Genomic DNA, 23,076 nt, shown 5'->3' with positions numbered 1-23,076 from the left:
TCCGGCTGGTGGGGCAATCCAGGTGGGGGGAGTTGGGGCCGGTCATGAGGCTGCCCGCCGTGGGGTGGCGTGGGTGATGACCCAGTCCATGGCGCTGCGGATGGTCGTGCGGCACTCGGCCGGCGGCAGGCCCGTGGACTCCCCCGCCCCCTGGATTGCCTGCTCTGCCACGTCCCGGGGAAGGTCGCCCCACGCGACGAACCGTGCGACCTTGCAGGCGCTGCGGTGCAGGGCATTGTTGCGCCCGCCGTCGGTCGTGGCAGCGATGACCGCGCACTCCCGCTCCAGCGCCGTCTGGGCAGCCCGAGTCCCGTCCCGCACCGGGGCCAGATCAACGACGGCGGGCCGGTCCGGCTCGGTGAGCCGTTCGGCCAGCCATCCCGGCAACGGCGCGACCGGGGCGTCGTCGGTCGCCTCGTAGGCGCCGTCGGGGGTGGTGCTGCCGGGGGCGACGACGTAGCCGCCCCACGCGCGGGTGTCGATGTGCGGCCCGAGACGGTTCGCGCTGCACTTCAGCCGCACCCCGGCCGGGGCGGCGAAGTACAGGTGCTCCCCGCCGCGCGCGGTCCGCACCCGGTAGGTCGTGGGGAGGACCTGGGCGGCGCGCTCGCAGAGCGCTTGCAACGAAGTGGCGCCGTCAGGCGCTCCTTCTGGTTCTTCGGGCTTGCACACGTCCAGGTCGACCACCAGCAGCCCGGCCGGGCCAGTCGCGATCCCCACGTTGTACGGATGGGCCGCCCATGTCGCGTGGATCAACTCGGGGTTGGTGGTGGCGCGTTGTTCGGGCTTGCGGTGCCCGTCCGCACACCGGCCGGCGCGCGGGCAGTCCCGTTCGGCGTGCCCGGCGGGCCGCTTGGCGCGTGGGTGCAGGGGGATGACGGGCCAGCCGCGCTCTGCCGCGGTGAGCGCGGAAGCGAGTAACGGACGGCAGTCCGGTGCGGCGGTGACGATGCCGGGAGGTTCGGGCATGCTGGAGGTCTCCAGTCCTTTGACGGTGCTGGGTGACAAGGGCGGCCCCGCGACTTTGGCGAGACGAGGGGGCCGCCCTTGGCGTAGCTAGTGGTCGGTGGTGCGGTGCCAGGGCTCGCGCTGGCTCGACCCTTGGGCGAGTCCGGCGGCGTGCAGGGCTTCCGCGCTCAGACCCGTGCAAAGGCGCTGCTGCTGTCCGCCGTCGGGCAGGAACCACAGGACCTTGCCGTTGCCGTCGCAGCCGGGGCAGTCCTGGTGCGGGCTGCGGTGGTCGGCGGTGATGTACAGGCGGGTCCGGGCCTGGTCGCGGGTGGGGTAGCGGCGTACGGATACGGCGTCGACGGAGCCGAGGACGGCTTGGGCGATGTGGGGCACGTCCGGGGTGTCGCAGATGATGCGGATCTCGAACACGGTGCGTCCCTTTCGCTAGGACTTGGTGCGGGCGAGCTTGAGGGTGATGCCGCCGATGCCGACGGGGCCGGCGGCGCCGGCGATGACGGTGGCGGTGTGGGCGGCGGCGTCGAGCAGGAGGCACAGGCAGGCGACCAGTCCCCAGCCGCCGGCGACGACCGCCCCGGCGATCGCGAACGGGATCAGGGCCCGGCGCCAGGGGATGCCCGTCGGGTGGGTGTCGTTGAGGACGATGACGACGGGCTGTCCGGTGGCCTGCGCGCGGCGGTAGGCGTCGGCGGGTATGTGCGGGGCGATGTTCCCCGGCGGGGTGCGGTGGTCCATGGCGGGGCTCCTCGGGTGAGCCGCGGGCCCGCACCGGTGACTGGTGCGGGCCCGCTCGGATGGGTGGTGGTGCTTGTCGCGTGGCTTGTCGTCTTCCTTGTCGCGCGCTTGTCGTGTGGCTTGTCGCTTGTCTTGTCTTGTCGCTTGTCGCCTTGCAGGTCACAAGCCGTTTCCGTGCCCCTGAGACCCGGTGGGCGGCATGTGTTCTGATGGAGCGACAAGCGACAAGTGATCAGCCCTCGGGGGGCTGTTCGGGGGCGTGCTGACGGTGGACGTAGCGGGCTTTGGTGCCGTCCCCCACGCGGACGGCGGTTCCGTCCTTGACCCAGTCCCGTAGCCAGCCGACGACCGTCTGACGGGACGTACCGTGCTCCTCGGAGAGCGCGCGGGCGATCGCGGACGCCCCGGTGCCCTCACGGCCGGCGGCGAGCAGCAGCGCCAGCGCCGCCTGCTGCGCGGGGCTGTCCTGCTCGCCCCGCAGCGCCGACAAGTTCAGCCCGCCCGCGGCCGGCGGCCCGTCACTCCGCTCGGGGCCCTGCGGCTCCGGGGCGGTGCCGAACTGAGCGTCGATCTGCTCCCGGAACTGACGCAGCATCTCGTCTTCCGGCGACACGGGCGCCTGCTCCGGCTGGTTGAACGCGGACAGCTTCAGGCCCGAGTCGCCCGTGCCGAAGGTGCCGGCGACGTCGGTGGTGGCCTGCTCGCGCATCCACGCGGTGCGCTCGCTGTCCCAGCGGCGGGCGTAGGCGGGCCCGGCGGCCTTGGCGGACACCGGGTCCAGGGTGGGGTGCCGCTCGGAGGTGGCGGCGATGATCTCCCGGATCTGGTTCGGGAGGATCCGCCACGCCTTGAACAGGGCGGCCGGGGACTCGGGGGTGCCCATGAATCCGGCGCCCTTGTGCGGGGCCTGCTCGACGCGGAGCCCGCGGGAGCCGGGGAACATCTTGGATAGGTCCATGCCCTCTTTCTCGCCGCCGGTGAGGGCGACGCGGACCTTGGCTTCCCGGCGGATCATGAGGTTGCTCAGCACGCTCCCGGTCGCTCCGAGGGCAGTGAGGACGGTGCGGATGCCCATGGCGCGGGCGATCCGGATCACTTCCAGGATCTTGTCCCCGAGCTTGCGCACGTGCCGGTCGGGGCTGGCCAGGATCTCGGCGCCCTCGTCGATGACCAGCATGATCTGCGGGATCTTCGCGCTGATGGGCAGCAGGTCCGTGTTGGCGCGGGAGAGCATGTCCTGGTAGCCCATCTTGCGCTGCTTGGCGACGCGCACGGCTACATCGAGCATGGTCATGGCCTCGTCGTACGTCCCGGCCAGCCAGTCGATACCGGGCCGCACCGGCGAGCCGTCCTCCGCCTTGATCTCACCGTTGAGCGCGGGCAGCACCCAGGGCAGGCCCGCGGATCCGGCGTTGAGGTCGATCACCCAGGTCAGGATGTCGTCGGCGCGGGCGAACCCGGCGAGGATCGAGTGGACCATGTTGGTCTTGCCCGATCCGGTCGGCCCGACGATGAGCGCGCACTGCTCGCGCAGGTAGGCGAGGATCTGCTCCGCGTTGGTCCGGTAGCCCCAGGGGATGCCGGTGTGGACGGACAGCGGCCCGTAGTCGGACGGGTAGGTGCGCTCCTGCTCCAGCACGTTGACCGTGGTCACGTCGATGATGACGCGGCCCTGGTGGATGCCGGGCGATGCGGTGGCGGTGCAGCCGTGCGGCAGGCGCGCGTCCGCGGACAGGCGCGCGGACTCGGCAGCAATCTTGTTCCAGGTGGCGCCGCCGGCCGGGAGTTCCGCGTCGATGGAGTAGCCGGCGCCGGTCTCCCACTGCTCGACACCGACCACGCGCACGGTGATCGAGCAGACCCGCTGGATGCGGTCGACCCATTCCGCGGCGATGGCCCGCCGGTCCGCGGACAGCTCGGCGGCGACCTGGCGCATCTCGGCTGCGATGGCTTCCTCCTCGCGGGCCTCCTCGAACAGGGCGGCCGATCGGGCGGCGGCGCCGATGCCGACGCCCATGGTGGCCAGCGAGCCGAGGGCGGCCCAGGTGAGGGGGCCGTGGGTCATGGCCCAGGTGGTCCAGCCGGCGCCGACCAGCCAGGAGGCGGCGCGGGTGGCCAGGGTGCGGCCGGCGTTGCGTACGCGCAGGCCGACGATAGTGTGGCCGAGGGCGCCGGCCGCACCCACGGCCAGGGCCCAGCCGGGGGGCATGGCGGTGGCGGCGCCGGTGGTGGCGACGGCGAAGGCTCCGGTGGTAGCGGACAGGGCGCCGGTCACGGGTCCGTGACCGGCCGCCCAGTCCAGCACCGGGCCACTGCTCGCCTGCTGCTTCTTGGTGGCGGTGGCGGTGCTGCTCATCTCAGACGTTCCAGCCCTTCTCGGCCTCGGTGCCGTTGCGGGGGTCCTCGTGCCGGGCGATGTCCTGCTCGTGGGCCTGGCGGAACAGCGGCCCCATGTCCTCCGCGACCGCCACGGCGCTCATGACGGCGCCGAAGATGTCGTTGAAGCCGTCCGCGACTTCCTTCTCCAGCGGGAACTCCGAGTCGGACCGCTCGGCGAGGATCTTCATCACGTTTGCCACCGAGGTGAGGGCGGCGGGCAGTCCCTCGACCATGGCCAGGATCTCCATGGCGTTCTCGGGGTCGTAGGAGTTGGCGGCCTGCTCCATCTCGGCAGCGGCCTCTTCGAACCGGAAACCGGACACGTGCTCTCCCTCGGATGTCGGGGTGTTCGTGCTGGTGGGAACGGTGGACTCGGGACGCTCGACGCTGTCGGTGATGCCTTCCGCGCCATCCTTGGCGGCGTCCGCGTCGGCGGCGGCTTCCTGCTCGGCCTGCTCCTGGCGGATCGCTTCATCCCGTCCGGCCCGCTGCTCGGCAGCAGCACCGGCCAGACGGCGGTAGAGGCGGCGTCCGGGGTGGATGAGCCAGGGCAGTCCGAGCTTGCGGCCGATCGGGCTGGTGACCAGACCGAGCAGACCGACCGGGAGGGCAAGCAGGGCGGCGAACAGGCGCCGGCCGTGGAACCGGGCAGCCGACCGACGCAACGCCTGCCGCGCCGCCCGCCGCGCCGGCGCCTTACGCACCGCAGCCCGCTTCGCAGCGACCGCGCCGGCGGTCTTCGCGTCGTGCTGGGCACGGTTCTTGCTGACCGCCGCATCCCGCGCGGCACGGGCCTTACGGGCGGCACCGCTCAGCATCCGACCACCCAGACCGCCGCGGCGGCCAGCGCGGGAGGTGAGCCCGGCACCGCTGGCGGTGCGGACCTTGGCGTTGCGGCGTGCGTCCGCGACCGCGCGGCGCGCCGCCGTGGTCTGCGCCCGCTGCCCGGCCCGGGAACCGGGCGCGGCCTGCTGCGCGGACCGGCGCAGGGCCTTGACCTGCCCCACCTTGCCCGCAGCCTTCCCGACGGTGCCGACTGCGTGCTTGGCCGTGCCCTTGCCGGTGCTGCTGCGGGGCTTCCCGGCCGTGCCGGTTGCCGTGCTGCCGTGGCGGGCGGTCGTGCCTGCTCCGCGGCGGTGCTGGCCGGGCCCCTTGCCCGACTTGCCACCGGCGCGACCGGACCGGGCGCCTGCCGTACGGCTACTGCCGGCGGTGCCTGCTCCGCCGTGGCGCAAGCTCGCGCTGCGGGCGGCGGACCGGCCGGCGGTACGGGCGGCGGTGCGGCGAGCTTCCTTGCGGGGGTTGGTCTTGCGGCTGCGGGTGCCGGCCACGGTGCCGAGGACGACGGCGCCGGTCGCGGCCACCATGGCGGCGATCGGACCGCCGGCCAGGGCGGCGGTGGCGACCATGCCCACGGTGCTGTTCGCCCCGGCCAGGGCGAGCGGGACGACCGGCCAGCCGCCGGGCGTGTGCTCGGGCCCCGCGTCGGCCGGCGCCTGCTCGGTCGGCGCGGGTGCGGGCGGCGGGGGCGGTGCGGGGGCCGGGATGGCTACCGGCTCGGTGCTGACTTCCGTCATGCTGAGAGCACTCCTTCGTGGGAGTAGGGCCCGGCCGGTGCTGTAGGAGGCGTATGGCCGGGCCTGCCGAATCAGAGAAAGGCGCAGCTCAGTGGCTGCGGTGCGGGTGACGCGCGGCGATCTCCTGCGAACGCCTGTTCTCGGCGGCATCGGCGCGGGTGAGGCTGACGCGGAAGTCGCAGCCGGGCCGCGTGCAGCGGTGCGTGGTCGTCGACCAGGCACTGACCAGGCGGAACAGCAGGCTGGAGAAGGTGGCCACGCAGGACAGGCAGCAGGCCAGCAGCAGCGTGACGGGTACGCCGTAGCCGGACAGCTGGACGCCGATCAGAACGGCCAGGGCCGTACTGACGGCGACGGCGCCCGTCATCAGGGCGCGGTGACGTGTCTCGTTCACTCGAACTCCCGTGGCCAGGAGGGGCGTTCAGGCGGCGCGCTGTTCCTCGGGGAAGGCACACGGGCTGCACATGCCGAGCGTCGGCGGGATCACGTATCCGGCATCCCGCCGGCACTCGGGGCAGACACGGCGGGCGGCGTTCGCCTTGGCCAGCGCCGCCCACTTCGCGGGCGTCATCGGCCGGACAGGCTTGGCCTGCTCGACGCGGTAGAGGTAGGCGACCAGCGGTTCACGCCGGCGGCGCGGGCGCTCGACCTGCGCGGCCACGTCCTGCCCGCCGGGACGTAGCCCCAGCGCGCGCAGCTGGCGACGCGTGGCCAACCCGTCCGGGGCCAGCCGCCACCGGTAGACGGGGACGGTGCCCATCACTGGCTCGCGATCGCCAGCGACGCACCGTCCGCGCTCGGGTCGCGGTGCTCGGCGTAGCGGGTGGACACCCACCCGACCGACCAGCCGCACAGCTCCGCAGCGGAGCGCACGGACAGCCCGGCACTGAACGCGGCGGCCACGATCTGGCGGGCGTCCTCCTCGGGAAGCTTGCCGTTGGCCGGGCCGCGGGCCAACAGGGCAGCACGTTCACGCTCGGCCCGCTCCTCGCGCTCCTGGTGTTCACGGCGTTCACGCGCCTCGCGCTCGGCGCGCTCTCGGGCAAGGCGTGCGGTGGCTTCCCGCTCAGCCCGTTCACGCTCCTGTTCACGCTGTTCACGCTCGCGTTCACGGCGTTCACGCTCGGCCCGCGCAGCAGCCTCCGCACGCTCCCGAGCCTCCCGCTCCTCACGGCGCTGCCGCTCCTCCCGCTCAGCCTGCTCACGGGCAAGAGCTGCCTCGTGCTCACGCTGTTCACGGGCCAACTGAGCGGCGTGCTCGCGCTCCTCCCGGGCCTCCGCGCGGGCCTGTGCGGCACGCTCGCGGGCCGCCTGCTCGCGCCGCTCCCGCTCGGCTCGCTCCTGCTCCCCCTGCGCCGCTACGGCGGCGGCGATGGCCCGCCGGTAGGCGAGGCTGGTCTCCGCGGTGACGATGAGCAGCAGTGGCGCCACGGAGTGGACGGCTACGCCGACCAGGTCTTTCTTCAGTGCGGAGTCGGCGGTGTTGAGGGCGAGTGTCATCAGCCCGGTCATCCATCGCAGCACGATCGGCCAGCGTCCGCCGTGCCCGCCCAGGCGGGCGAGCACGTCATCGAGCTTGACCACGATGACCACCGCGGCGTCCACCACCAAGGGCAGGATCGGCGCCGTCCAGTCCCACTCCTCGGCCGTGTGTGCCGCCATGAGCGGCGTGACGGTGAGGATGGAGTAGAGCATCGCCCCGCACACGATCAGCCAGGTGCCGCCGGACAGGGCGCGCTCTGCTGAACGGGTCTGAACACTGTTCACGCCGCACCCCCCACCGGCTCCGGAGAGGGCATGAACGCGCGCCGGTAGCCCTTGCAGCCGGCGTCGTAGATGAACGCTGCGACGCACCACGTGGACGCGGACGCCGGGCGTTCACCGCAGGGCACCCACGCGGTGCCGGCCGGCACTCCGTGCGCGGCCGTGTCCGCCAACGCGTCCTCGCGGGTGGCGTAGACGGTGTGCGGCTCGCCGTAGTGCATCAGCACCGTCAGCGACCGCCCCACCAACACCCCCGACTCCAGCACCTCACGCAACCGGCGAATCTCGATGTCCTTGCGCAGCAGCTCCTGCTGCGCCTCAGACAGCTCCGCCAGCGCCCCGGACAGCAGGACACCCACCTCGGAGGTGGTGGCCTCTGCCCGCTCCGCGCGGTCGGTGACGGCGTACAGCTCCCGCACGTGGCTTCCCCATGCAGCATCCGCCTGCGCCTGCACGTCTCGCGCACGGTCGCGGGCGTGGTCGGTCTCCTGCTCCAGCCGGGCCAGTCGGCCGGCGGTGACGATGCGGATCACGCCGCCTCCCCGCAGCCGGCACGGTTGGCCAGCGCGACGCGCGTGGCCAGGGCCTTGCGGCGGGCCCGTCGGGTACGGCGGGCGTCCAGCTCGGCCGGCCGGGTCTCCAGCGCGGCAATCTCCGCGTCGACCTGGTCGACGTCCGCGAGGATCGCGGGCATCTCCAACTCGATCGCGGCCAGCTCCGCGTCCGTCGGCTCCATCCACGGAGCGAACGCGGTAACAGCTTCTTGAACAGTGACGATGTGGTCCATGGGTCGTGGTCTCCCTAGCAGGTGAAACGGCCCGAACAGCGCCCCCGGAGTTGCCTCTCCGGGGGCGCGCGCCGTTGAAGTCGGTAGGTCCGGCTCCCCTCAGCGCTGCACGTACGAGACGTGCAGCGGAGGCAACCGGCCGCAGCAGACGAGCTGCGGAGAGGTCGAACGCGGCATTGCCACGTGGTCCGTCTTTTCGACTCGGGGAGACGGGGCCCACCTATGCAGTTCTCAAGAGCGCCCCGAAAGGGCACCGCGATCACTCCTCGGTCAGTGCGGTAACCCCTGTTCAGGGCTCCCGTCCTCACGGGACTCACCGAGAGCTGCGCAGGCGGAACCAACTCAAGGGCATTGCTCCGCTTGCTCAACTTGTTGGTACAAGCTGATGCAGTGATGCTGCACCCACGGACAGTGAGTCGTCAAGGGATTGGAGCCCACATGTACCAACAAGTTGAGCGAGTGAGTCATGATGGGGGCATGAGCAAGCAGCCGAAGTACCAGCAGGTGGCCGATGCCCTGCGCCGAGAGATCGACAGCGGCAAGTACGCGTCGGACCCTCGGCTGCCGTCAGAGAGCGACCTGATGAAGCGCTTTGACGCTTCGAGGAACACCGTGCGGAGCGGGCTAAGTCTCCTGGTCAGCCAGGGTCTCGTCTCGTCTAGCCAAGGGTTGGGCTACGAGGTCCGATCGCACGAGGTGTTCAAGCTCAACGCGTCTCGGTTCGAGAACCTGAGCTTCCCCCAGAACGGCGACGCGTACCGCACGGACGTGACGAATGCCGGCCGCCGACCGCATCAGACGTTCCGAGTCGAGATGACTACGGCGGCTGCGGATGTCGCGGAACGGTTGAAGGTCGACGTGGGGTCAACCACGGTCCTGCGGTTCTGTCACCGGTACGTCGATGACGTGCCGTGGTCGACGCAGGCGACCTGGTACCCGGGATGGCTCACAGAGCTGTCCCCGCGCCTCGCTGAGCCGGGGGACATCGAAGAAGGGACCACCCGGTATCTCGCTTCCCACGGGATCGAGCAGGTGGGCTACTTCGACGAGATCGCGACCCGCATGCCGACTCCCGAAGAGGCACGCCTCTTGGAGATCGGTGCCGGGGTGCCCGTGCTGCTTTGGACGCGTACCGGCTACTCGGAAGATCGGCCGATCCGCTGCACAGTTACTACCTTCCGGGGCGACCTGAACCAGATGAACTACGAGATCGGCACCCTGTCCGGCCGGGAAGAGAACGAGCCTCAGTGAGAATCTGCTCAGCGCAACCGCACGACCTGGCCAAGCTGCTCGCCTTCCGGCAGGAGGCGGCAGCTTGGCTGTCTCGTCTCGGCACCGACCAGTGGCAGCGCCCCTATCCGGCTGACAAGCTGCTCGCCACCATTGAGGCGGGGGAAGTCTTCATGGTTCGCGACGGTGACGCTACGGCGGCCACGATCACGTTGACCCAAAATGCGGAAGAGGGACTGTGGACCGTCGGTGAACTACTGGAGCCATCGCTGTTCATCAACAAGTTGACCGTAGCGCGGACACATGCCGGCCAGAACCTTGGTGGTCGACTACTCGATTGGGCCGGTGACCGCGGGCATCGTGCGGGTGCCCAGTGGCTTCGCCTGGACGCCTGGACGACGAACACGAGCTTGCAAGCGTACTACTTGCGCCATGGATTCCAGCACGTACGGACAGTTCAGCAGGGTGTCGCCGTGAACGGCGGACCGAGGGTGTCAGGGTGGCTCGCACAGCGGGCAACGCGTCCCGTAGCGCACGGGTTTGTGGACGAAACCCCTACTCCGGAGCGAGTGGCTTGACATACCTTGGTGCCACGTCATCCTGGCGGAGGGTTCCGCACGCGATCTGACGCACAGCACCCGACCATGAGTTAGAGGTGATCAGTGTCTCCTATCGAACCGAGCCTTGCCGTCCAGACGGTGGAGATAGCACTCCGTGAGCTAATTCGCGAAGTATTCGGGCATGACTGGGCAAAGAAGCGCGGAGCGCCCGATCTCGAACCCCTGAAGGAGAAAAGGGAGGAGGATCGAAAGCGGCGAGACGGGGCAATCGTAAGTGATGACGTCCTGGCGTACACCGAGCTTCACCATCTAACTCGGCTTATCGAAAAGAACTGGGATAGCTTTAAACCTGCGTTGGATGATTTGGCACGAACCAAGGTTTTTCTTGGTATCTTGCTGGACTTCCGTAATCCGGTTGCACACAGCCGCCAGCTTCTTCCTTTCGAACGGGAGCTGCTAAGCGGCGCCGCAGGACAGCTACGCAATCAGGTTTCGATCTTCCTTTCTCGTAACGATGGTCCACATCGGCACTACCCCTCGATCGAATCCGTCACAGACAGCTTCGGTCATACTGCAGGAAGCTTTTATGATGCGGATCGGTATCACACCGGAACAAGGCTCAACGTCGGAGACAGGTTGACATTTCACTGCATGGCGACCGATCCACGAGGGCGCGAAGTAATCTGGCGGCTCGGAATTGGCTCTAGCGCTCATCAAGAGGAAGTAGCAGTGGCCAGCGGAGTCCCTGCGGAACTGATTTGGGAAGTCGACGAGCGACACATAGGTGAGAAGCAATGGGTGCGAGTCTCAGTCACCCATTCCGGGCGCTATCACCGGCAAGGTGATTTCGACGATGAGCGTTTCCTCACTTACAACGTGAATCCTCCACCTGGCGAATAAAGGCTGCTCAGCCTGCGCCTTTGTCTCCGCCGCGCTCCAGCTCGGCCGGCGTCTGTGCAGCTCGCACGAACAAACAGCGTCCTGGAGTAGGAGGTCACGTCTTCCCTTGGGTGCTGTTAAGGAAGGGAGCGGCTGCTTGCAGTAGAGTCGCAAGATTCTGAGCTTTGCGATCCTCGATCGGTGGCGTCTCTCGGCTCGTGCACCGCGAACCAACCTCCCTGAGAATTAGATGGCGAAGCAGCGACCTCAAGATGGCAAACGGAACTGGTGCGCTAGCTCTGTATCCATCGTAGGCGCCAACAGCTTGATTGATCGAGTCGACTTTCCTTTCGCCCGAGTGTACGAAACCTGAGCGCACGGCGTATGACCGTTTTAGAGCCTTCTTGAGGTCACTGATATTCGAGTTGGTCTCTCCTATTCGTGGACCCGTACTCCACGATCCGCCCGTTATGCTGCCCTTAGCCCAATCGATGTTCGGCACCCAAGTGGATAGTTCCTGTTCGAAGAACGCGTCGCTTACTCCTCTTATGGCGTACTCGGCGAATCTTTCACCAAGTCTCATATGCGCGTTCTTTTCCAGCAACTTTGACCTAAGAGCCTCGGCCTGCTTTTCTGTTAGCGCTTGCGCCTTGATGAATTTATCCCAGCTTCCCGCCTGATCCCACACTTCCCAGCTCGGGTCGAAGTCGTGAAATTCACCAGCTAGCGTTTCGATCCCTGCTACGACTAGCGTGTAAGCTGCCGCAAGATCTGTCGCAAACAGGAGACAGGCGCCATAATGAAGCCTTACGGCTGAATTAATGACATCCGCCTCGCGAGTTTCGAGCGAACGAATCCCACCCAAGAGATCGCGAAAGTCGCTATCTAGGTCCAAATTCCCGTCGATAGGTCCCATAAGTCGGCGGTCAGCAAGGTCCGACATGGACACGAAGACCTTGCGATTGGGTTCTCCTTCCATGGTGAGTGGTTGCGCGGGGACTACTTCTATTCTTCGATCCGCTACTAGAGTCAGTGCCGCGCCAATGTCATCCGTCAGTTCGAGATGATCTCCGTCGACGTCGAGCCACCCCACCACATGAAGGTGTTGATATGTAGAGCCTGGGATGTAAATGTCGCCTGCTGGCTCTATTCGCAGCAATCCCTCCGACTCGACTCGGCTGGGGCCAGGTATGAGTATTTGCCTGAACGTTTCGTAGAACCTGCGTTCCTTCCTGGCTATGGAGCTGTCGAGACGATTCATCCACCGGGACAGATTCTGCATGAACAAGAGTATGCATGCACAACGTGTGTCATAGCCGTGATTTACAGCAACGACCCGTCTGTACCCCCGGGGTCGCCCCCCGGCAAGGCATGAACCGAACAGGGTCGGTCACGCCACTTCACTGGCAGCGCGGCCAACCTCTGGCCAACCTGGCGTAGATGGCACCCGTTGATGGGGCGCTCGCGCAGGTCAAGCCGCATTAGGGCGAGCAGGTCCGGTCGGTCTTGAAAACCACTGCGGCGATGTCAGTACTACATGCCAGGCTGTGGCCATGATCGGTGAAGTGCCCAACATGGAAGCAGGTCAAGGGTTCAGCACGCGCAGGCTGGCCCATGAGGCTGGCGTGCATCGGCCTCTGCAAGCAGGCATCTGCGGGACCAAGAAGACCGGCGCAGAGTCCATCGTCGTCTCTGGTGGCTACAAGGACGATGAGGACTACGGCGACGTCATCGTCTACACCGGCCATGGTGGCCAAGACGGCGCCGGCAACCAGGTGAACGACCAGTCCCTCGAAGACTCTGGCAACGCGGCGCTAGTGACCAGCTACCTGGAGGGTCTACCCGTCCGCGTCCTGCGCGGCTACCAGGCCGACACTCCCTACGCGCCCGCGACCGGATACCGGTACGACGGTCTCTACCGAGTCACGAGCTACGGCAGCAAGCTCGGCATCGACGGCTTCCTCATTTGGCAGTTCCGGCTCGAAGCCTATGACGGCACCCCCTCGCCACAGACGACGCAACAGGCGGAGCTCCCAGGCGCAGGCACGGAGTCAGATTCGACCGCCACCACGGGAAACGAATCCCCGGAGCGCATCACCTCGACTGTGCAGCGCATCGTCCGAAGCAGCGCCGTAAAACGCCAGGTCAAGTCATGGCACGACAACCAATGCCAGATCTGCAACGTGCGAATCGAGGTCCCCGGCGGTAGCTACAGCGAAGGCGCTCACATTCGGGCTCTCGGGTCCCCCCACAACGGCCCGGACACCACTAACAACGTGCTCTGCCTGTGCCCGAACTGCCACGTGATGCTCGACGCCGGCGCCATCGTTATCGAAGACGACCTCACGGTGATCCGCGGCGGCCAACCTGCCGGCGCCCTGCGGACCCACCCTCAGCACGCCATCGACCTGGAATGCGTTCGCCATCACCGCGAACGCTGGCGCCAGTAGGCCACGGCACCTGACGTTCGCGCCCACCGCCATCACTCCCGAGGGCACCGCTCGTTGTCCTGGTCCTTGTCCAGTTCGCTGGAGGTCACCTCAGTTCACCGCCGTACGCGCACTACACCTGACCTGCACCGCGAACGTCTCCGAACGACACTGGACGGCCACGCGCACAGTTGGAAAGCGTGTTGGGGGCAACCCCTCACGAGTTCGAATCTCGTATCCTCCGCCAGTGCCTCACCGGGCACGAAGTCGAAGGGCCCCGCTGCTTGCAGCGGGGCCCTTCGACGTTGCCCGTACCGAGCGCGCATCCGCGCCGCTCCCCCAGGTTTCCAACCCGTGACCGCCGGACGGAGGCGGGTCGGCAAGTCCAGCCTCGTCGAGGGGTTCATCCGGCGGACCGGGACGCCGCACCTCTTCTGCACCGCGGCGGGCGGCACGGCGGAGGACGACCTGACGGAGCTGCTCGACGCCGTCGCCAGGTCCACCCTGTGGATGCGAGGCGATCTCACGCCGAGCCGGATCAGGGAGCGGTGGACGAGCCGGCGGGGCCGCGCGATCGAGCCCCTGGTCCGGGAACCCCTCGGCCGCCTACTGAGCGGGGCATGGGTGCCCCTGATCTCAGCCTCACCGGACTGACGGCTGCTGCGCGGTGTTGCTCCACAGCGTTGCTCCATAGAGGGGGAATCTCGTGCGCCATCCGGTGCAGTCACCCTGTTGAGCGTCCGGGCGGCCATTTTCCGGGTATGGGCGGATTGGTCTGTTCCGTTCCAACGAAGGAGGGCCGGTGGCCGAACGCATTGTTCATCGACGCGGTTATCGAAAGGGCCTCGGCGGTGAGATGTGCGCCGAGTTCCTCGGGACGTTCGTCCTGATCCTGTTCGGCGTCGGCTCGGTGGCCGTCGCGGTCGCCGGGCTGCCGGGATCGGGACGCCAGACGGCGGACTTCGGGCCCGCCAACTGGCTCATCATCTCGTGGGGATGGGGCCTTGCCGTCGTGTTCGGCGTCTACGTGGCCGGCGGCATCAGCGGAGCGCACCTCAACCCGGCGGTGACCCTCGGGTTCGCGGTCCGGCGGGACTTCCCGTGGCGGAAGGTCCTGCCCTACTGGCTCGCGCAGGTCGTGGGCGCCTTCGTCGCCGCCGCGCTCGTGTACGCCTGCTACCGGTGGGCGATCGACGCGGCCATCGCCAAGGCGGGCGAGACGCGGGAGACGTCACTGAACACGTACTCGATCTTCGCCACGTTCCCCGCCGAGTACTTCGGGGACTCCTGGTGGGGCCCGCTGCTCGACCAGATCGTGGGCACCGGGATCCTGCTCCTGTTGATCTGCGCGCTCATCGACACCCGCAACACGGCTCCGATGTCCAACCTCCACCCGTTCCTCATCGGGCTCGTCGTCGTGGCCATCGGTCTCACCTTCGGCACCAACGCCGGGTACGCGATCAATCCGGCCCGCGACTTCGGCCCCCGCCTGTTCACCTTCTTCGAAGGGTGGGGCGACATCGCCCTGCCCGGCACCTTCCAATGGTTCAGCGGCTACTGGTGGATCCCCATCGTCGGCCCGCTCATCGGCGGGGTCGTCGGGGTCCTCGTGTACGACCTGCTCATCAGCCCGGTGCTCAAGGCCAGGCTGACCGAGCGCGAGGAGGGACCGGCCACCGAGGAACCCTCCTGACGATCACGGAGAGGAGCAGCCGCCTGCCGTACGGCTCCGGGTGCCGCCCTTTGACCGGGGTTACCGCTCCACCCGTATCCGTCGGGTCTCGCTCACCTGGTCGGTCTCCGACACCCGGACGGTCGCCTTCATCGTCCAGGTGCCCGGGAGGGGCAGGGTGACGGTGTTGGCGCTCCAGTACCCGCCGCGGTCGACCAGGCCCGCCTCGATGGGGCCGACGTCCTTGTCGGGGAGGGTGAAGGAGAGGCGCAGTTCGGGTACGGCGGCCAGGCTGCCGTCGGGGCCGAAGACGACGGCCTGGACGGCGTTGTCGCCGGTGCGGCCGGGGTCCAGGGTGATCTGGACCGTGCCGCTGCCGGTCGTGCCGATCTCGAACGGGATCGTGGTGACGGACGCCGGCAGCACACCGCCCGCCGGTACGGCCGTCCGCGCAGCCTCCTCCGCCGCCCGGCCGGGCAGGGTGGCGGTCAGCACGGTCGTGACCGCCAGGACGACCGCGGCGACGGCGGCCTCGGCGAGGACCGAGCGGCGCAGGCCGCGGCGGAGGACGGCCTCGGTGTCCGCGTCCTCCCTCGGTTCCGGTCCCGGGTCCGGTCCCGGGTCCGGTCCCGGGTCCAGCTCCGATCCCGGGTCCAGCTCCGATCCCGAGTGCGGCTCCGATCCCGGGTCCAGCTCCGATCCCGAGTGCGGCTCCGATCCCGAGTGCGGCTCCGATCCCGGGTCCAGCTCCGATCCCGAGTGCGGCTCCGGTTCCGGGTCCAGCTCCGATCTCGAGTGCGGCTCCGGTTCCGGCTGCCGCTCCGGTGGGCCGCCCGCCGGTTGGGGGACCCGCTCGCGCACCCGGCCGGGCTCACGCACGGCGAGCGCCGCCGTCGCCAGTGTCGTCGTCCATCTCCGGGACACCGCCGCCGCGGCCAGCAGCACGGCCACCAGGACCACCTTGGCCAGCAGCAGCCTGCCGTACCTCGTCCCGGTGAGCGCCTGCCAGGAGCCGAGGCCGCGCCAGGACTGGTAGACGCCCGTGGTCACCAGGACGGTCACGGAGGCGAGGGCGACGCGGGAGAAGCGGGCGACGGTGGCGGCGTCCGCGGTGGAGCGCACGGTGAGGACCAGGGCGGTGAGGCCGCCCAGCCAGACCGCGGTGGCGAGCAGGTGCAGGGTGGCGGACGTCATCGCGAGGGGCACCTGGACACCGGCGGAGGCGTGCTCCGCGGCGGCCCAGGTCAGGGCGAGGCCGACCGCCAGCGCACCGCCCACCGCCCCGACCAGGAGGCGGTGCCGCCGGTGCCGTTCCGCACGGGACACGTGGGGCACGGGGGACAGGCGGACGAGGAACAGCGCGACCGGGGCCAGCAGGGCCAGCCTGGTCAGCAGCAGCACGCCGGGGCGCGCGGTGAGGGTGTCGGCGAGCGCGTCGGCGTCCAGGGCCGACGACGGGCCCGTGCCCGCCTCGTACGGGGCGCGCAGCACCAGGAGGGCGACGGTGGCCGCCAGCAGGGTCCAGCAGCCCGCCACCAGAGGGCGGCGCAGCGGGGCCGGGTCCGGCGGGCGGCAGAGGGCGACGAAGGCGGCGGTGCCGATGAGCAGGGCGGCGGCGAGGTAGGAGAGGTAGCGGGCGAGCTTGTGGAGGGTCGCGGTCAGCGGGTCCTCGGTGGGGCCGGTGTCCACGCGTGCGGTCGTCTGCGACGGCTTGCCGACGGAGAAGGTGAAGGCGCCCGAGACCGGGTGGCTGTCGGCGGACACCACCCGCCAGGCCACGGTGTACGTGCCCTCCCCCAGCTCGCCCGGCAGCGCGGCCCGGGCCGTGTCGGCACGTCCGTCCGCGTGCCCGGCCGCCCCGGTGCGGACGCGGTGACCGCCCGGGTCCAGGACGCGGAAGGAGTCGTCGCGCAGGCCGACGGACTCGCTGAAGGTCAGGGTGACGTGACCGGGGGGCCGCTGGAGGACGGCTCCGTCCCCGGGGTCGGTGGAGCCGAGCGCGGCGTGGGCGGACGCCGGTCCCGCGCCGCCGAGGAGGAGCAGTCCCAGCACGGCGCCCAACAGCACCAGCCGCCGGATTCCCCGGCGGGTCCGGGCGGCCCGGCGGGCCCGGGCAGCCCTGCGCTCGCGGCCGGCCTGGCCGGCCTGGGGGTCCCGGCGGTCCCGGAGGCCGGTGTCCCGGTGGTCCCTGCAGTCCCGGCGGTTCTGTCCGTTCCGGTGGTCCCCGGGGACTCGGTGGCCCCAGCCGTCCCGGCGGGCCCGGCGGGCCTGAGGGTCCCGGCAGTCCCGGAGGTTCTGCCGGTCCCGGTGGCCCCCGTGGACCCGGTGGACGCGACCGGCCCGGCGGACCCGGTAGACCCGGGGAGCGTTTCCGTCCTCTCGGCGCGGGGGGTCCCACCGAGGCCGGTCCTGGCCTCCCCTTCGTCCCCGGCGTCCAGCGTGTGCACCGTCACCACAGCTCACGTCGTATCTCCGTCGTCGGGGCCCACTGCCTCGGGGATACGTACGGACGCGGAGGCCGTCGCGCTCAGCGGCTCGCCCCGCGGGTCCTCACCAGGACGGGCGTGCCGTCACCCCGCCGTCCACCACCAGGTCGTGGCCGGTCACCCAGGACGCCAGCCGCGAGGCGAGGAACACGCACGCGTCGCCCACGTCCTCCGGGCGCCCGAGCCGTCCCGTCGGCGCCGCCCGCCGCCACCGCCGTACGCCCTCCGGCCAGGACTCGGCGAGTCCCGCACGGTCGACGAGGCCGGGTGAGACGGAGTTGACCCGCACGCCCCACGGGCCGTACTCCAGCGCCGCCGACCGGGCGTGCATCACCACCGCCGCCTTCGAGGCGCTGTAGTGCGCGTGCGCGGGAGCGGGGGCGCCCGCCTCGATGGAGGCGACGTGGGTGACCGTGCCGCCGCCGTCCTGGGCCCGCATGACCTCGGCCGCGGCCTGCGTGCACGCGAAGACGGAGGTGAGGTTGGTGTCCACCACCGCCCGCCACTCGGCCGCCGTCATGCCGGGCAGTTCCCGCAGCGGCTGCACGCCCGCGTTGTTGACCAGCGCGGTGAGCCGTCCGCCGCCCCAGTAGGCGGCTTCCCCGACCAGGCGCCGGCAGGCGTCCTCGTCGGTGAGGTCGGCGCGCAGCACGATGGCGCGTCCGCCTCGTTCGCGGACACCCTCCGCCACCTCCCGCGCCGCCGCCACCGCCGTTCGGCAGTGCACCGCCACCGCGGCGCCCTCCTCGGCGAGGCGCAGCGCGATCCCCCGCCCGATGCCGCCGCCCGCGCCGGTGACCAGGGCGACCTGACCGTCGAGGAGATGCGTGGCGGGATGCGGGATCATGGGCGGCACAGTGCCACGATCCGCGCGGCCTCGGCCGGGTAGCGCGCCGTGAGGTCGGCGGCGTCGCCGTGCTCGTAGTCCCCGTAGGTGAACCCGGGCGCCATCGTGCAGCCGAAGAACGACCACCCGCCGCCCGCCGCCACCCTGCCGCCCATCCAGGTTCCGGCCGGGACCGTGAACTGGACGTGCTGGCCGCCGAGGACGTCCGGTCCCAGTACGGCCGTACGGGCGCTGCCGTCCGGGGCGAGGAGCAGCAACTCCAGCGGGTCGCCGAGGTAGAAGTGCCAGACCTCGTCGGCGGGCAGGCGGTGCAGGGCGGAGAAGTCACCCGGCCGGGCGGTGAGCAGCGCGACGATGGCGGACCCGGCGGGGCGTCCGTCCGGGCGCTCGGGTCCCGCCCAGGTGCGCCGGAACAGGCCGCCCTCGCGTGGGACGGGCTCCAGGGCGTAGTGCGCGATCAGGTCCTCGGCGGTCGGCGCGGAAGTCACCCGGCGAACGCTACCTCCCGGCGCAGGAACGCGAGTTGCGCCTTCTTCTCGGGCAGGTACACGTCCGGCAGGTCCACCTCCGGCAGGACCACCGCGGGACCGGCGGTGAAACCCTGCTTGAGGAAGCGGGCGATCGCCTTCTCGTTGTCCACGTCCGGGTCCACCACGATCCGCTTCCGGTCCAGGCCCAGCAGGACGTACGCCATGAGGGCGCCCGACAGGGCGGCGGTCCAGCCGGGGCGCGCTCCCCCGGTTCCGGGGGGCGCGAGGAGCAGGTGGACGCCGATGTCGCCGGGCTCGGTGTCGTAGCACTCGCTCACCCGGTCGGCCTCGGGGTCGTAGGTCTGGAACAGGGCGACCGGTTCGCCGTCCTTGACGACCAGGAAGGCGTGGTGGGTGTCGAGCGTGGCCATGTGCGCGTATACGGCGGCGACCTGATCGCGCGTCAGGCCGTTCATGCCCCAGAAGGCGGCCCGCTCCCCCTGGACCCAGCCGTGGAGCACCCCGGCGTCCGCGGCGGGGTCCAGGGGGAGGACGCGGACGGTGCCGAAGCCGTCCAGGTGCTGTTCGTGAACGGGGGTGCGGGAGGCGTACGGGTCAGTCATCGGATTCCTTCGTGAGCCGGTCGAAGTCGGTGACCACCGGGGCGAGTTCCCCGTCGAGCCACAGTCGCTGCTGGTCGCGGTGGTGGGGTGAGCCCGGGACGCCCGAGGCGCCGTGCGGCACCACCCAGCGGCTGTTCGCACGGTCGGCCAGGTCCCAGACGTACCGGGCGGCCGGGCCGCGTGCCGCGCGGTCGGTGAGGCCGGGCACGGGGGAGGTGCACAGCACGCAGTCGTGGTCGCCGGAGAGGCCGGGTTCGTCCACCTGGGCGGCGTCCGGCAGCGCCCGCCAGGGGGCCAGGCGGTGGGTGTCGCCCCAGGTGCCGGCGGGCGGCCGCGCGGCGACCTCCTCCAGCGCCGCGCGTACGATCGCCGCGCGGTCGATGCCGTACAGGCCGTCCGCGCGCAGGAGGTGTTCGAGGGCGTACGCGACGCGCGGCACCAGCGCGAGCCACGGCTGCAGCACCTCGGGGTACGCGGGCGCGACCGACACGGACGTCAGGGCCGGGTGCGCCGCCAGGCCCCGTACGACCGCCGCGCGCACCGCCGCGTACGCCGCCGCGTCGGCGCTGTCGGCGTCCATGCGCCGGTCCCAGGCGAGGAGGCGGTCGCGGAGGGCGGCGGCCTCGGGGCTCAGGGCGGTCAGGGCCGTGAGGCGGTTCAGGAGGGGAGCCGCCGAGGCCAGGTGGGTGTCCGTGTGGATCACGGGCATGTCGGCCGCCGACCAGCGCTCCTTGCCCGCGAGCAGGGCGGCGATGCGGTCGGCGCGGTGCGGGGCGGCGAACTCGACGCCCAGCGGGGTGGACGGGCCGCGCTGGTTGGCCATCACGGCGACGCCGTCGGTGAGTCCGGCGCGGGGCGGGGTGTGCCAGCCGGTCCACTCGTGGCCCGGTTCCCAGGCGGGCACCGGGCGCAGGCCGTTCGCGGCGGGGCGCACCGGGACCCGGCCCGCGACCCGGTGCAGCAGGCCGCCCTCCGTGTCGGCGGCCTGCACCACGTTGACCGGCTCGGTCCAGGCGTCCAGGGCGCGGTCCACATCGGCGACCCGGCGGGCCCGCAGCAGCGGCAGCAGGGCGCCGAAGCCGAGGTCGGCGGTGACGCGGGGCGGGTAGCGCAGGCTGAGGGCGGCCGGGGTGCCGTCGTCGAGGCCCTCGGGGCCGCCGGCGATCACCGGACCGCGGTCGGTCTCGATGATCTCGACCTCGACGGTCTCCTCCCCGGCGACGTCGATGCGTTCCGTGTGCCGGGCGGCGCGGTGCCAGGTGCCGTCCGGGCCGAGCGCCTCGACGCCGGCGCCGGTGCGCCGCAGGCGTTCGCGGTACAGGTCCTGGTAGTCGGCCATCGCGTTGGTGATGGCCCAGGCGACGGTGCCGGTGTGGCCGAAGTGGGCGATGCCGGGGAGGCCTGGCACGGCGAGGCCGACGACGTCGAACTCCGGGCAGGACAGGTGGATCTGCTGGTAGACGCCGGGGTCCTCGATGAAGCGGTGCGGGTCGCCCGCGATGAGCGCGTGCCCGGTGGTGGTCCGCCCGCCGCTCACCAGCCAGCCGTTGCTGCCCGCGGTGCCGGGGCCGTCGGCGGCGAACAGGGCGACGGCCTCCGGGCCGAGGTGGGTGGAGACGTGCTCGCGCCAGAGCTTGGCGGGGAAGCCCGCGAAGAGGATGTGCGTGGCGAGCCAGACGCCCAGCGGGGTCCAGGGGGACCAGTGGCCGGGGGTGAGGCCGGTGCGGGCGAACTCGGGGGCGGGGTGCTCGGGCTCGGGCTCGGGCTTGGTCTCGGTGAGGCCCTCGTTCACGCCGTCGACGTACGCCCGTATCCACGCCGCCGTCTCCGGGTCCTTCTGCTCCAGGGCGGTGAAGCAGCGGCGGGCGGTGTCCGCGAGCCGGGCGCGGCGGGCGAGGCGGTCCCAGGAGAGGGCCTCGGGTCCGAGGAAGGCCGCGGAGGTGCCCTGGGCGCGGTGCCGCTCGACCTCCAGTTGCCAGGCGCGGTCGCGGGCGGTCACCCGGCCCTGGGCGCGGGCGAGTTCGAGCGGGGAGTCCGCGCGCAGGTGCGGGATTCCCCAGGCGTCGCGGTAGGTCTCGGCGCTCACCCCTGTGCCTCTACTTTCCTTTAGGTTAGGCTCGCCTAAGTTTTGCGGTCGTGGCCGAATAGTACGTGAAAGGTGAAGGAAACATGGGGCAGGGGCGGGGCTGGGAGGGCGCGGTCCTCAAGCTGATGCGCGCGAAGGACTTCGTGTTCACCGTGACCGGCGTCGAGGACGTGACCCCGCACTACCGGCGGTTGCGGCTGAGCGACGGCGGCATGCTGGCGGTGACCGGGGTGCACCCCACGATGTGGGTGCGGCTGTGGTTCGACAACGCGGGCAAGCCGCACCAGCGGGGGTACACGCTGGTGGACCCGGACCCGGCGGCCGGGACCTTCGCCATGGAGTTCGCCCTGCACGAGGGGTGCGCGAGCGACTGGGCGCGGGCGGCGGAGCCCGGTGACACGATCGAGGCGACGGTCCAGGGCACCGGGTTCGAGCTGCCGACGCCCCTTCCGTCCCAGGTCTTCGCCGTCGCGGATCCGGCGTCCCTGCCCGCGCTCAACTCCCTGCTCGACGCGTTCGGGCCGGTGCCGGCGACCGTCTGGTTCGAGGGCGGCACGGACGACGGCCTGCCCTTCCGCACCGAGCCCGGGCGGCACGAGGTCCGGGCGGTCGCCCGCCGGGACGCGGGGGCGGGGCTGGTGGCGCGGGTGAAGGAGGAGCTGCCGGAGCTGCTGGGGGCCGCCTCGGAGCCGTTCGTCTGGATCGCCTGCGACACGGCGACGACGCGGGCGCTCTCGTCGTACGTCCGCAAGGAGCTGGGGGTACCGAAGCAGCGGGTGAACGCGCTGGGGTACTGGCGCGCGACCTGAGCCGGTACGCGCGATCATCGGGACCATGGACGTCACACTTCACCTCGCCCAGGACCCCGAGGCCGACGAACTCCTCGGGCGCAGTCCGCTCGCCGCGCTGGTCGGCATGCTGCTCGACCAGCAAGTGCCCATGGAGTGGGCGTTCAAGGGTCCGTCGACCATCGCGCGGCGCATGGGGGCGGAGGACCTGGACGCGCACGACATCGCCGCGTACGACCCCGAGGAGTTCGCCGCGCTGCTCTCCGAGAAGCCGGCCGTCCATCGGTATCCCGGCTCGATGGCCGGGCGGGTGCAGCAGCTGTGCCGGTACCTCGTCGAGACGTACGACGGTGACGCCGAGGCCGTCTGGCGGGGGGTGGCCACCGGGAAGGAGCTGCTGAAGCGGCTCCAGGAGCTGCCGGGGTTCGGCAGGCAGAAGGCCCAGATCTTCCTCGCGCTGCTCGGCAAGCAGCTCGGGGTCCGTCCGGAGGGGTGGCGCGAGGCGGCGGGGGCGTACGGGGAGCCCGACTCGTTCCGGTCGGTCGCGGACATCAAGGGGCCGGAGTCCCTGAGCAAGGTGCGGGCGCACAAGCAGGAGATGAAGGCTGCGGCCAAGGCGGCGAAGGCCTCCGGCAAGTAGGTGCCTGCGGCGGGCTGTGCGGCTTGGGGTGCGGGGTGCCTGCGGCGCCTGTGCGGGTTCGGGTGCGGGGTGCCTGCGGCGCCTGTGCGGGTTCGGGTGCGGGGTGCCTGCGGCGCCTGTGCGGGTTCGGGTGCGGGGTGCCTGCGGCGCCTGTG

24 protein-coding genes are annotated in these 23,076 nt (G+C 70.8%); 8 read left to right on the top strand and 16 right to left on the bottom strand.

Annotated elements, in window-relative coordinates:
* Window positions 1–42 precede the first annotated feature (42 nt).
* From ACZ6IM_RS36795 to ACZ6IM_RS36750, 10 genes are all read right to left on the bottom strand, one after another.
* Entirely contained in the window at window positions 43–969 is a 927-nt protein-coding gene (locus ACZ6IM_RS36795) for a bifunctional DNA primase/polymerase (RefSeq protein WP_469562913.1), read from the bottom strand.
* Window positions 970–1,056: 87 nt separating this feature from the next.
* Entirely contained in the window at window positions 1,057–1,380 is a 324-nt protein-coding gene (locus tag ACZ6IM_RS36790) for a hypothetical protein (protein ID WP_469562910.1), read from the bottom strand.
* 15 nt (window positions 1,381–1,395) lie between these two features.
* Window positions 1,396–1,704 (bottom strand): hypothetical protein, encoded by a 309-nt coding sequence (locus tag ACZ6IM_RS36785; RefSeq protein WP_469562907.1) that lies wholly within the window; start codon window positions 1,702–1,704, stop codon window positions 1,396–1,398.
* 232 nt (window positions 1,705–1,936) lie between these two features.
* On the bottom strand, window positions 1,937–4,060 hold the full coding sequence (locus ACZ6IM_RS36780; RefSeq protein WP_469562904.1) for a hypothetical protein: 2,124 nt from the start codon (window positions 4,058–4,060) through the stop codon (window positions 1,937–1,939).
* A 1-nt stretch (window position 4,061) separates the two neighbouring features.
* Window positions 4,062–5,660, bottom strand: coding sequence for a hypothetical protein (locus tag ACZ6IM_RS36775; protein ID WP_469562901.1), 1,599 nt, complete (start codon window positions 5,658–5,660; stop codon window positions 4,062–4,064).
* An 88-nt stretch (window positions 5,661–5,748) separates the two neighbouring features.
* The gene (locus ACZ6IM_RS36770; protein ID WP_469562898.1) at window positions 5,749–6,054 is read right to left on the bottom strand and encodes a hypothetical protein; all 306 of its coding nucleotides are present in this window, start codon (window positions 6,052–6,054) and stop codon (window positions 5,749–5,751) included.
* Between the two features lie 27 nt (window positions 6,055–6,081).
* Window positions 6,082–6,420 carry an RRQRL motif-containing zinc-binding protein gene (locus ACZ6IM_RS36765; protein ID WP_469562894.1) on the bottom strand — a complete coding sequence of 113 codons (339 nt, stop codon included), beginning with the start codon at window positions 6,418–6,420 and terminating at the stop codon, window positions 6,082–6,084.
* Window positions 6,420–7,427, bottom strand: a complete 1,008-nt coding sequence (locus tag ACZ6IM_RS36760) for a DUF2637 domain-containing protein (RefSeq protein WP_469562891.1) — start codon at window positions 7,425–7,427, stop codon at window positions 6,420–6,422. The genes ACZ6IM_RS36765 and ACZ6IM_RS36760 overlap by 1 nt, the downstream gene beginning before the upstream one ends.
* Window positions 7,424–7,957: a hypothetical protein gene (locus ACZ6IM_RS36755; protein ID WP_469562888.1), complete on the bottom strand. Its 534-nt coding sequence runs from the start codon at window positions 7,955–7,957 to the stop codon at window positions 7,424–7,426. Before ACZ6IM_RS36755 ends, ACZ6IM_RS36760 begins: the two co-directional genes overlap by 4 nt.
* Window positions 7,954–8,211: a DUF6284 family protein gene (locus ACZ6IM_RS36750; RefSeq protein WP_469562886.1), complete on the bottom strand. Its 258-nt coding sequence runs from the start codon at window positions 8,209–8,211 to the stop codon at window positions 7,954–7,956. The genes ACZ6IM_RS36755 and ACZ6IM_RS36750 overlap by 4 nt, the downstream gene beginning before the upstream one ends.
* Before the next feature lie 477 nt (window positions 8,212–8,688).
* Between ACZ6IM_RS36750 and ACZ6IM_RS36745 the strand changes: the two genes are divergently transcribed.
* From ACZ6IM_RS36745 to ACZ6IM_RS36735, 3 genes are all read left to right on the top strand, one after another.
* The gene (locus tag ACZ6IM_RS36745; RefSeq protein ID WP_469562883.1) at window positions 8,689–9,462 is read left to right on the top strand and encodes a GntR family transcriptional regulator; all 774 of its coding nucleotides are present in this window, start codon (window positions 8,689–8,691) and stop codon (window positions 9,460–9,462) included.
* Window positions 9,459–10,019 (top strand): GNAT family N-acetyltransferase, encoded by a 561-nt coding sequence (locus tag ACZ6IM_RS36740; RefSeq protein WP_469562880.1) that lies wholly within the window; start codon window positions 9,459–9,461, stop codon window positions 10,017–10,019. Before ACZ6IM_RS36745 ends, ACZ6IM_RS36740 begins: the two co-directional genes overlap by 4 nt.
* 120 nt (window positions 10,020–10,139) lie before the next feature.
* Complete coding sequence (locus tag ACZ6IM_RS36735; protein ID WP_469562877.1) at window positions 10,140–10,901, top strand: hypothetical protein; 762 nt, start codon at window positions 10,140–10,142, stop codon at window positions 10,899–10,901.
* Window positions 10,902–10,995: 94 nt separating this feature from the next.
* On the opposite strand, the gene ACZ6IM_RS36730 is transcribed toward ACZ6IM_RS36735, so the two are convergent.
* The gene (locus tag ACZ6IM_RS36730) at window positions 10,996–12,162 is read right to left on the bottom strand and encodes a hypothetical protein (RefSeq protein ID WP_469562875.1); all 1,167 of its coding nucleotides are present in this window, start codon (window positions 12,160–12,162) and stop codon (window positions 10,996–10,998) included.
* 271 nt (window positions 12,163–12,433) lie between these two features.
* On the opposite strand from ACZ6IM_RS36730, the gene ACZ6IM_RS36725 reads away from it, so the two are divergent.
* The 3 genes from ACZ6IM_RS36725 (at window position 12,434) to ACZ6IM_RS36715 (ending at window position 15,002) form a co-directional block, all read left to right on the top strand.
* Complete coding sequence (locus ACZ6IM_RS36725) at window positions 12,434–13,330, top strand: YDG/SRA domain-containing protein (protein WP_469562873.1); 897 nt, start codon at window positions 12,434–12,436, stop codon at window positions 13,328–13,330.
* Between the two features lie 333 nt (window positions 13,331–13,663).
* Window positions 13,664–13,963, top strand: coding sequence for a hypothetical protein (locus ACZ6IM_RS36720; RefSeq protein ID WP_052843113.1), 300 nt, complete (start codon window positions 13,664–13,666; stop codon window positions 13,961–13,963).
* A gap of 202 nt (window positions 13,964–14,165) precedes the next feature.
* Entirely contained in the window at window positions 14,166–15,002 is an 837-nt protein-coding gene (locus tag ACZ6IM_RS36715) for an MIP/aquaporin family protein (RefSeq protein WP_469562984.1), read from the top strand.
* A 60-nt stretch (window positions 15,003–15,062) separates the two neighbouring features.
* Here the strand turns inward: ACZ6IM_RS36715 and ACZ6IM_RS36710 are convergent, their stop codons facing one another.
* The 5 genes from ACZ6IM_RS36710 to ACZ6IM_RS36690 form a co-directional block, all read right to left on the bottom strand.
* On the bottom strand, window positions 15,063–17,048 hold the full coding sequence (locus tag ACZ6IM_RS36710) for a copper resistance CopC/CopD family protein (RefSeq protein WP_469562869.1): 1,986 nt from the start codon (window positions 17,046–17,048) through the stop codon (window positions 15,063–15,065).
* A 483-nt stretch (window positions 17,049–17,531) separates the two neighbouring features.
* Entirely contained in the window at window positions 17,532–18,314 is a 783-nt protein-coding gene (locus ACZ6IM_RS36705) for an SDR family NAD(P)-dependent oxidoreductase (RefSeq protein WP_469562866.1), read from the bottom strand.
* The gene (locus tag ACZ6IM_RS36700; protein ID WP_469562863.1) at window positions 18,311–18,802 is read right to left on the bottom strand and encodes a cupin domain-containing protein; all 492 of its coding nucleotides are present in this window, start codon (window positions 18,800–18,802) and stop codon (window positions 18,311–18,313) included. Before ACZ6IM_RS36700 ends, ACZ6IM_RS36705 begins: the two co-directional genes overlap by 4 nt.
* Window positions 18,799–19,407 (bottom strand): GNAT family N-acetyltransferase, encoded by a 609-nt coding sequence (locus ACZ6IM_RS36695; protein WP_469562860.1) that lies wholly within the window; start codon window positions 19,405–19,407, stop codon window positions 18,799–18,801. The genes ACZ6IM_RS36700 and ACZ6IM_RS36695 overlap by 4 nt, the downstream gene beginning before the upstream one ends.
* A complete protein-coding gene (locus tag ACZ6IM_RS36690; RefSeq protein WP_469562857.1) occupies window positions 19,400–21,493 on the bottom strand; it encodes a penicillin acylase family protein in 2,094 nt (697 codons plus the stop codon). The genes ACZ6IM_RS36695 and ACZ6IM_RS36690 overlap by 8 nt, the downstream gene beginning before the upstream one ends.
* Window positions 21,494–21,576: 83 nt before the next feature.
* Here ACZ6IM_RS36690 and ACZ6IM_RS36685 point away from each other — a divergent pair, with 83 nt between their 5' ends.
* The gene (locus tag ACZ6IM_RS36685) at window positions 21,577–22,302 is read left to right on the top strand and encodes a siderophore-interacting protein (protein WP_469562853.1); all 726 of its coding nucleotides are present in this window, start codon (window positions 21,577–21,579) and stop codon (window positions 22,300–22,302) included.
* A gap of 25 nt (window positions 22,303–22,327) precedes the next feature.
* Window positions 22,328–22,921 (top strand): HhH-GPD-type base excision DNA repair protein, encoded by a 594-nt coding sequence (locus ACZ6IM_RS36680; protein ID WP_469562850.1) that lies wholly within the window; start codon window positions 22,328–22,330, stop codon window positions 22,919–22,921.
* Window positions 22,922–23,076 lie beyond the last annotated feature (155 nt).

The organism is Streptomyces sp. NPDC042336, assembly GCF_055581985.1.
Note: the sequence above shows the minus strand (reverse complement) of the source record. Positions and strands in the feature narration are given on the sequence as shown.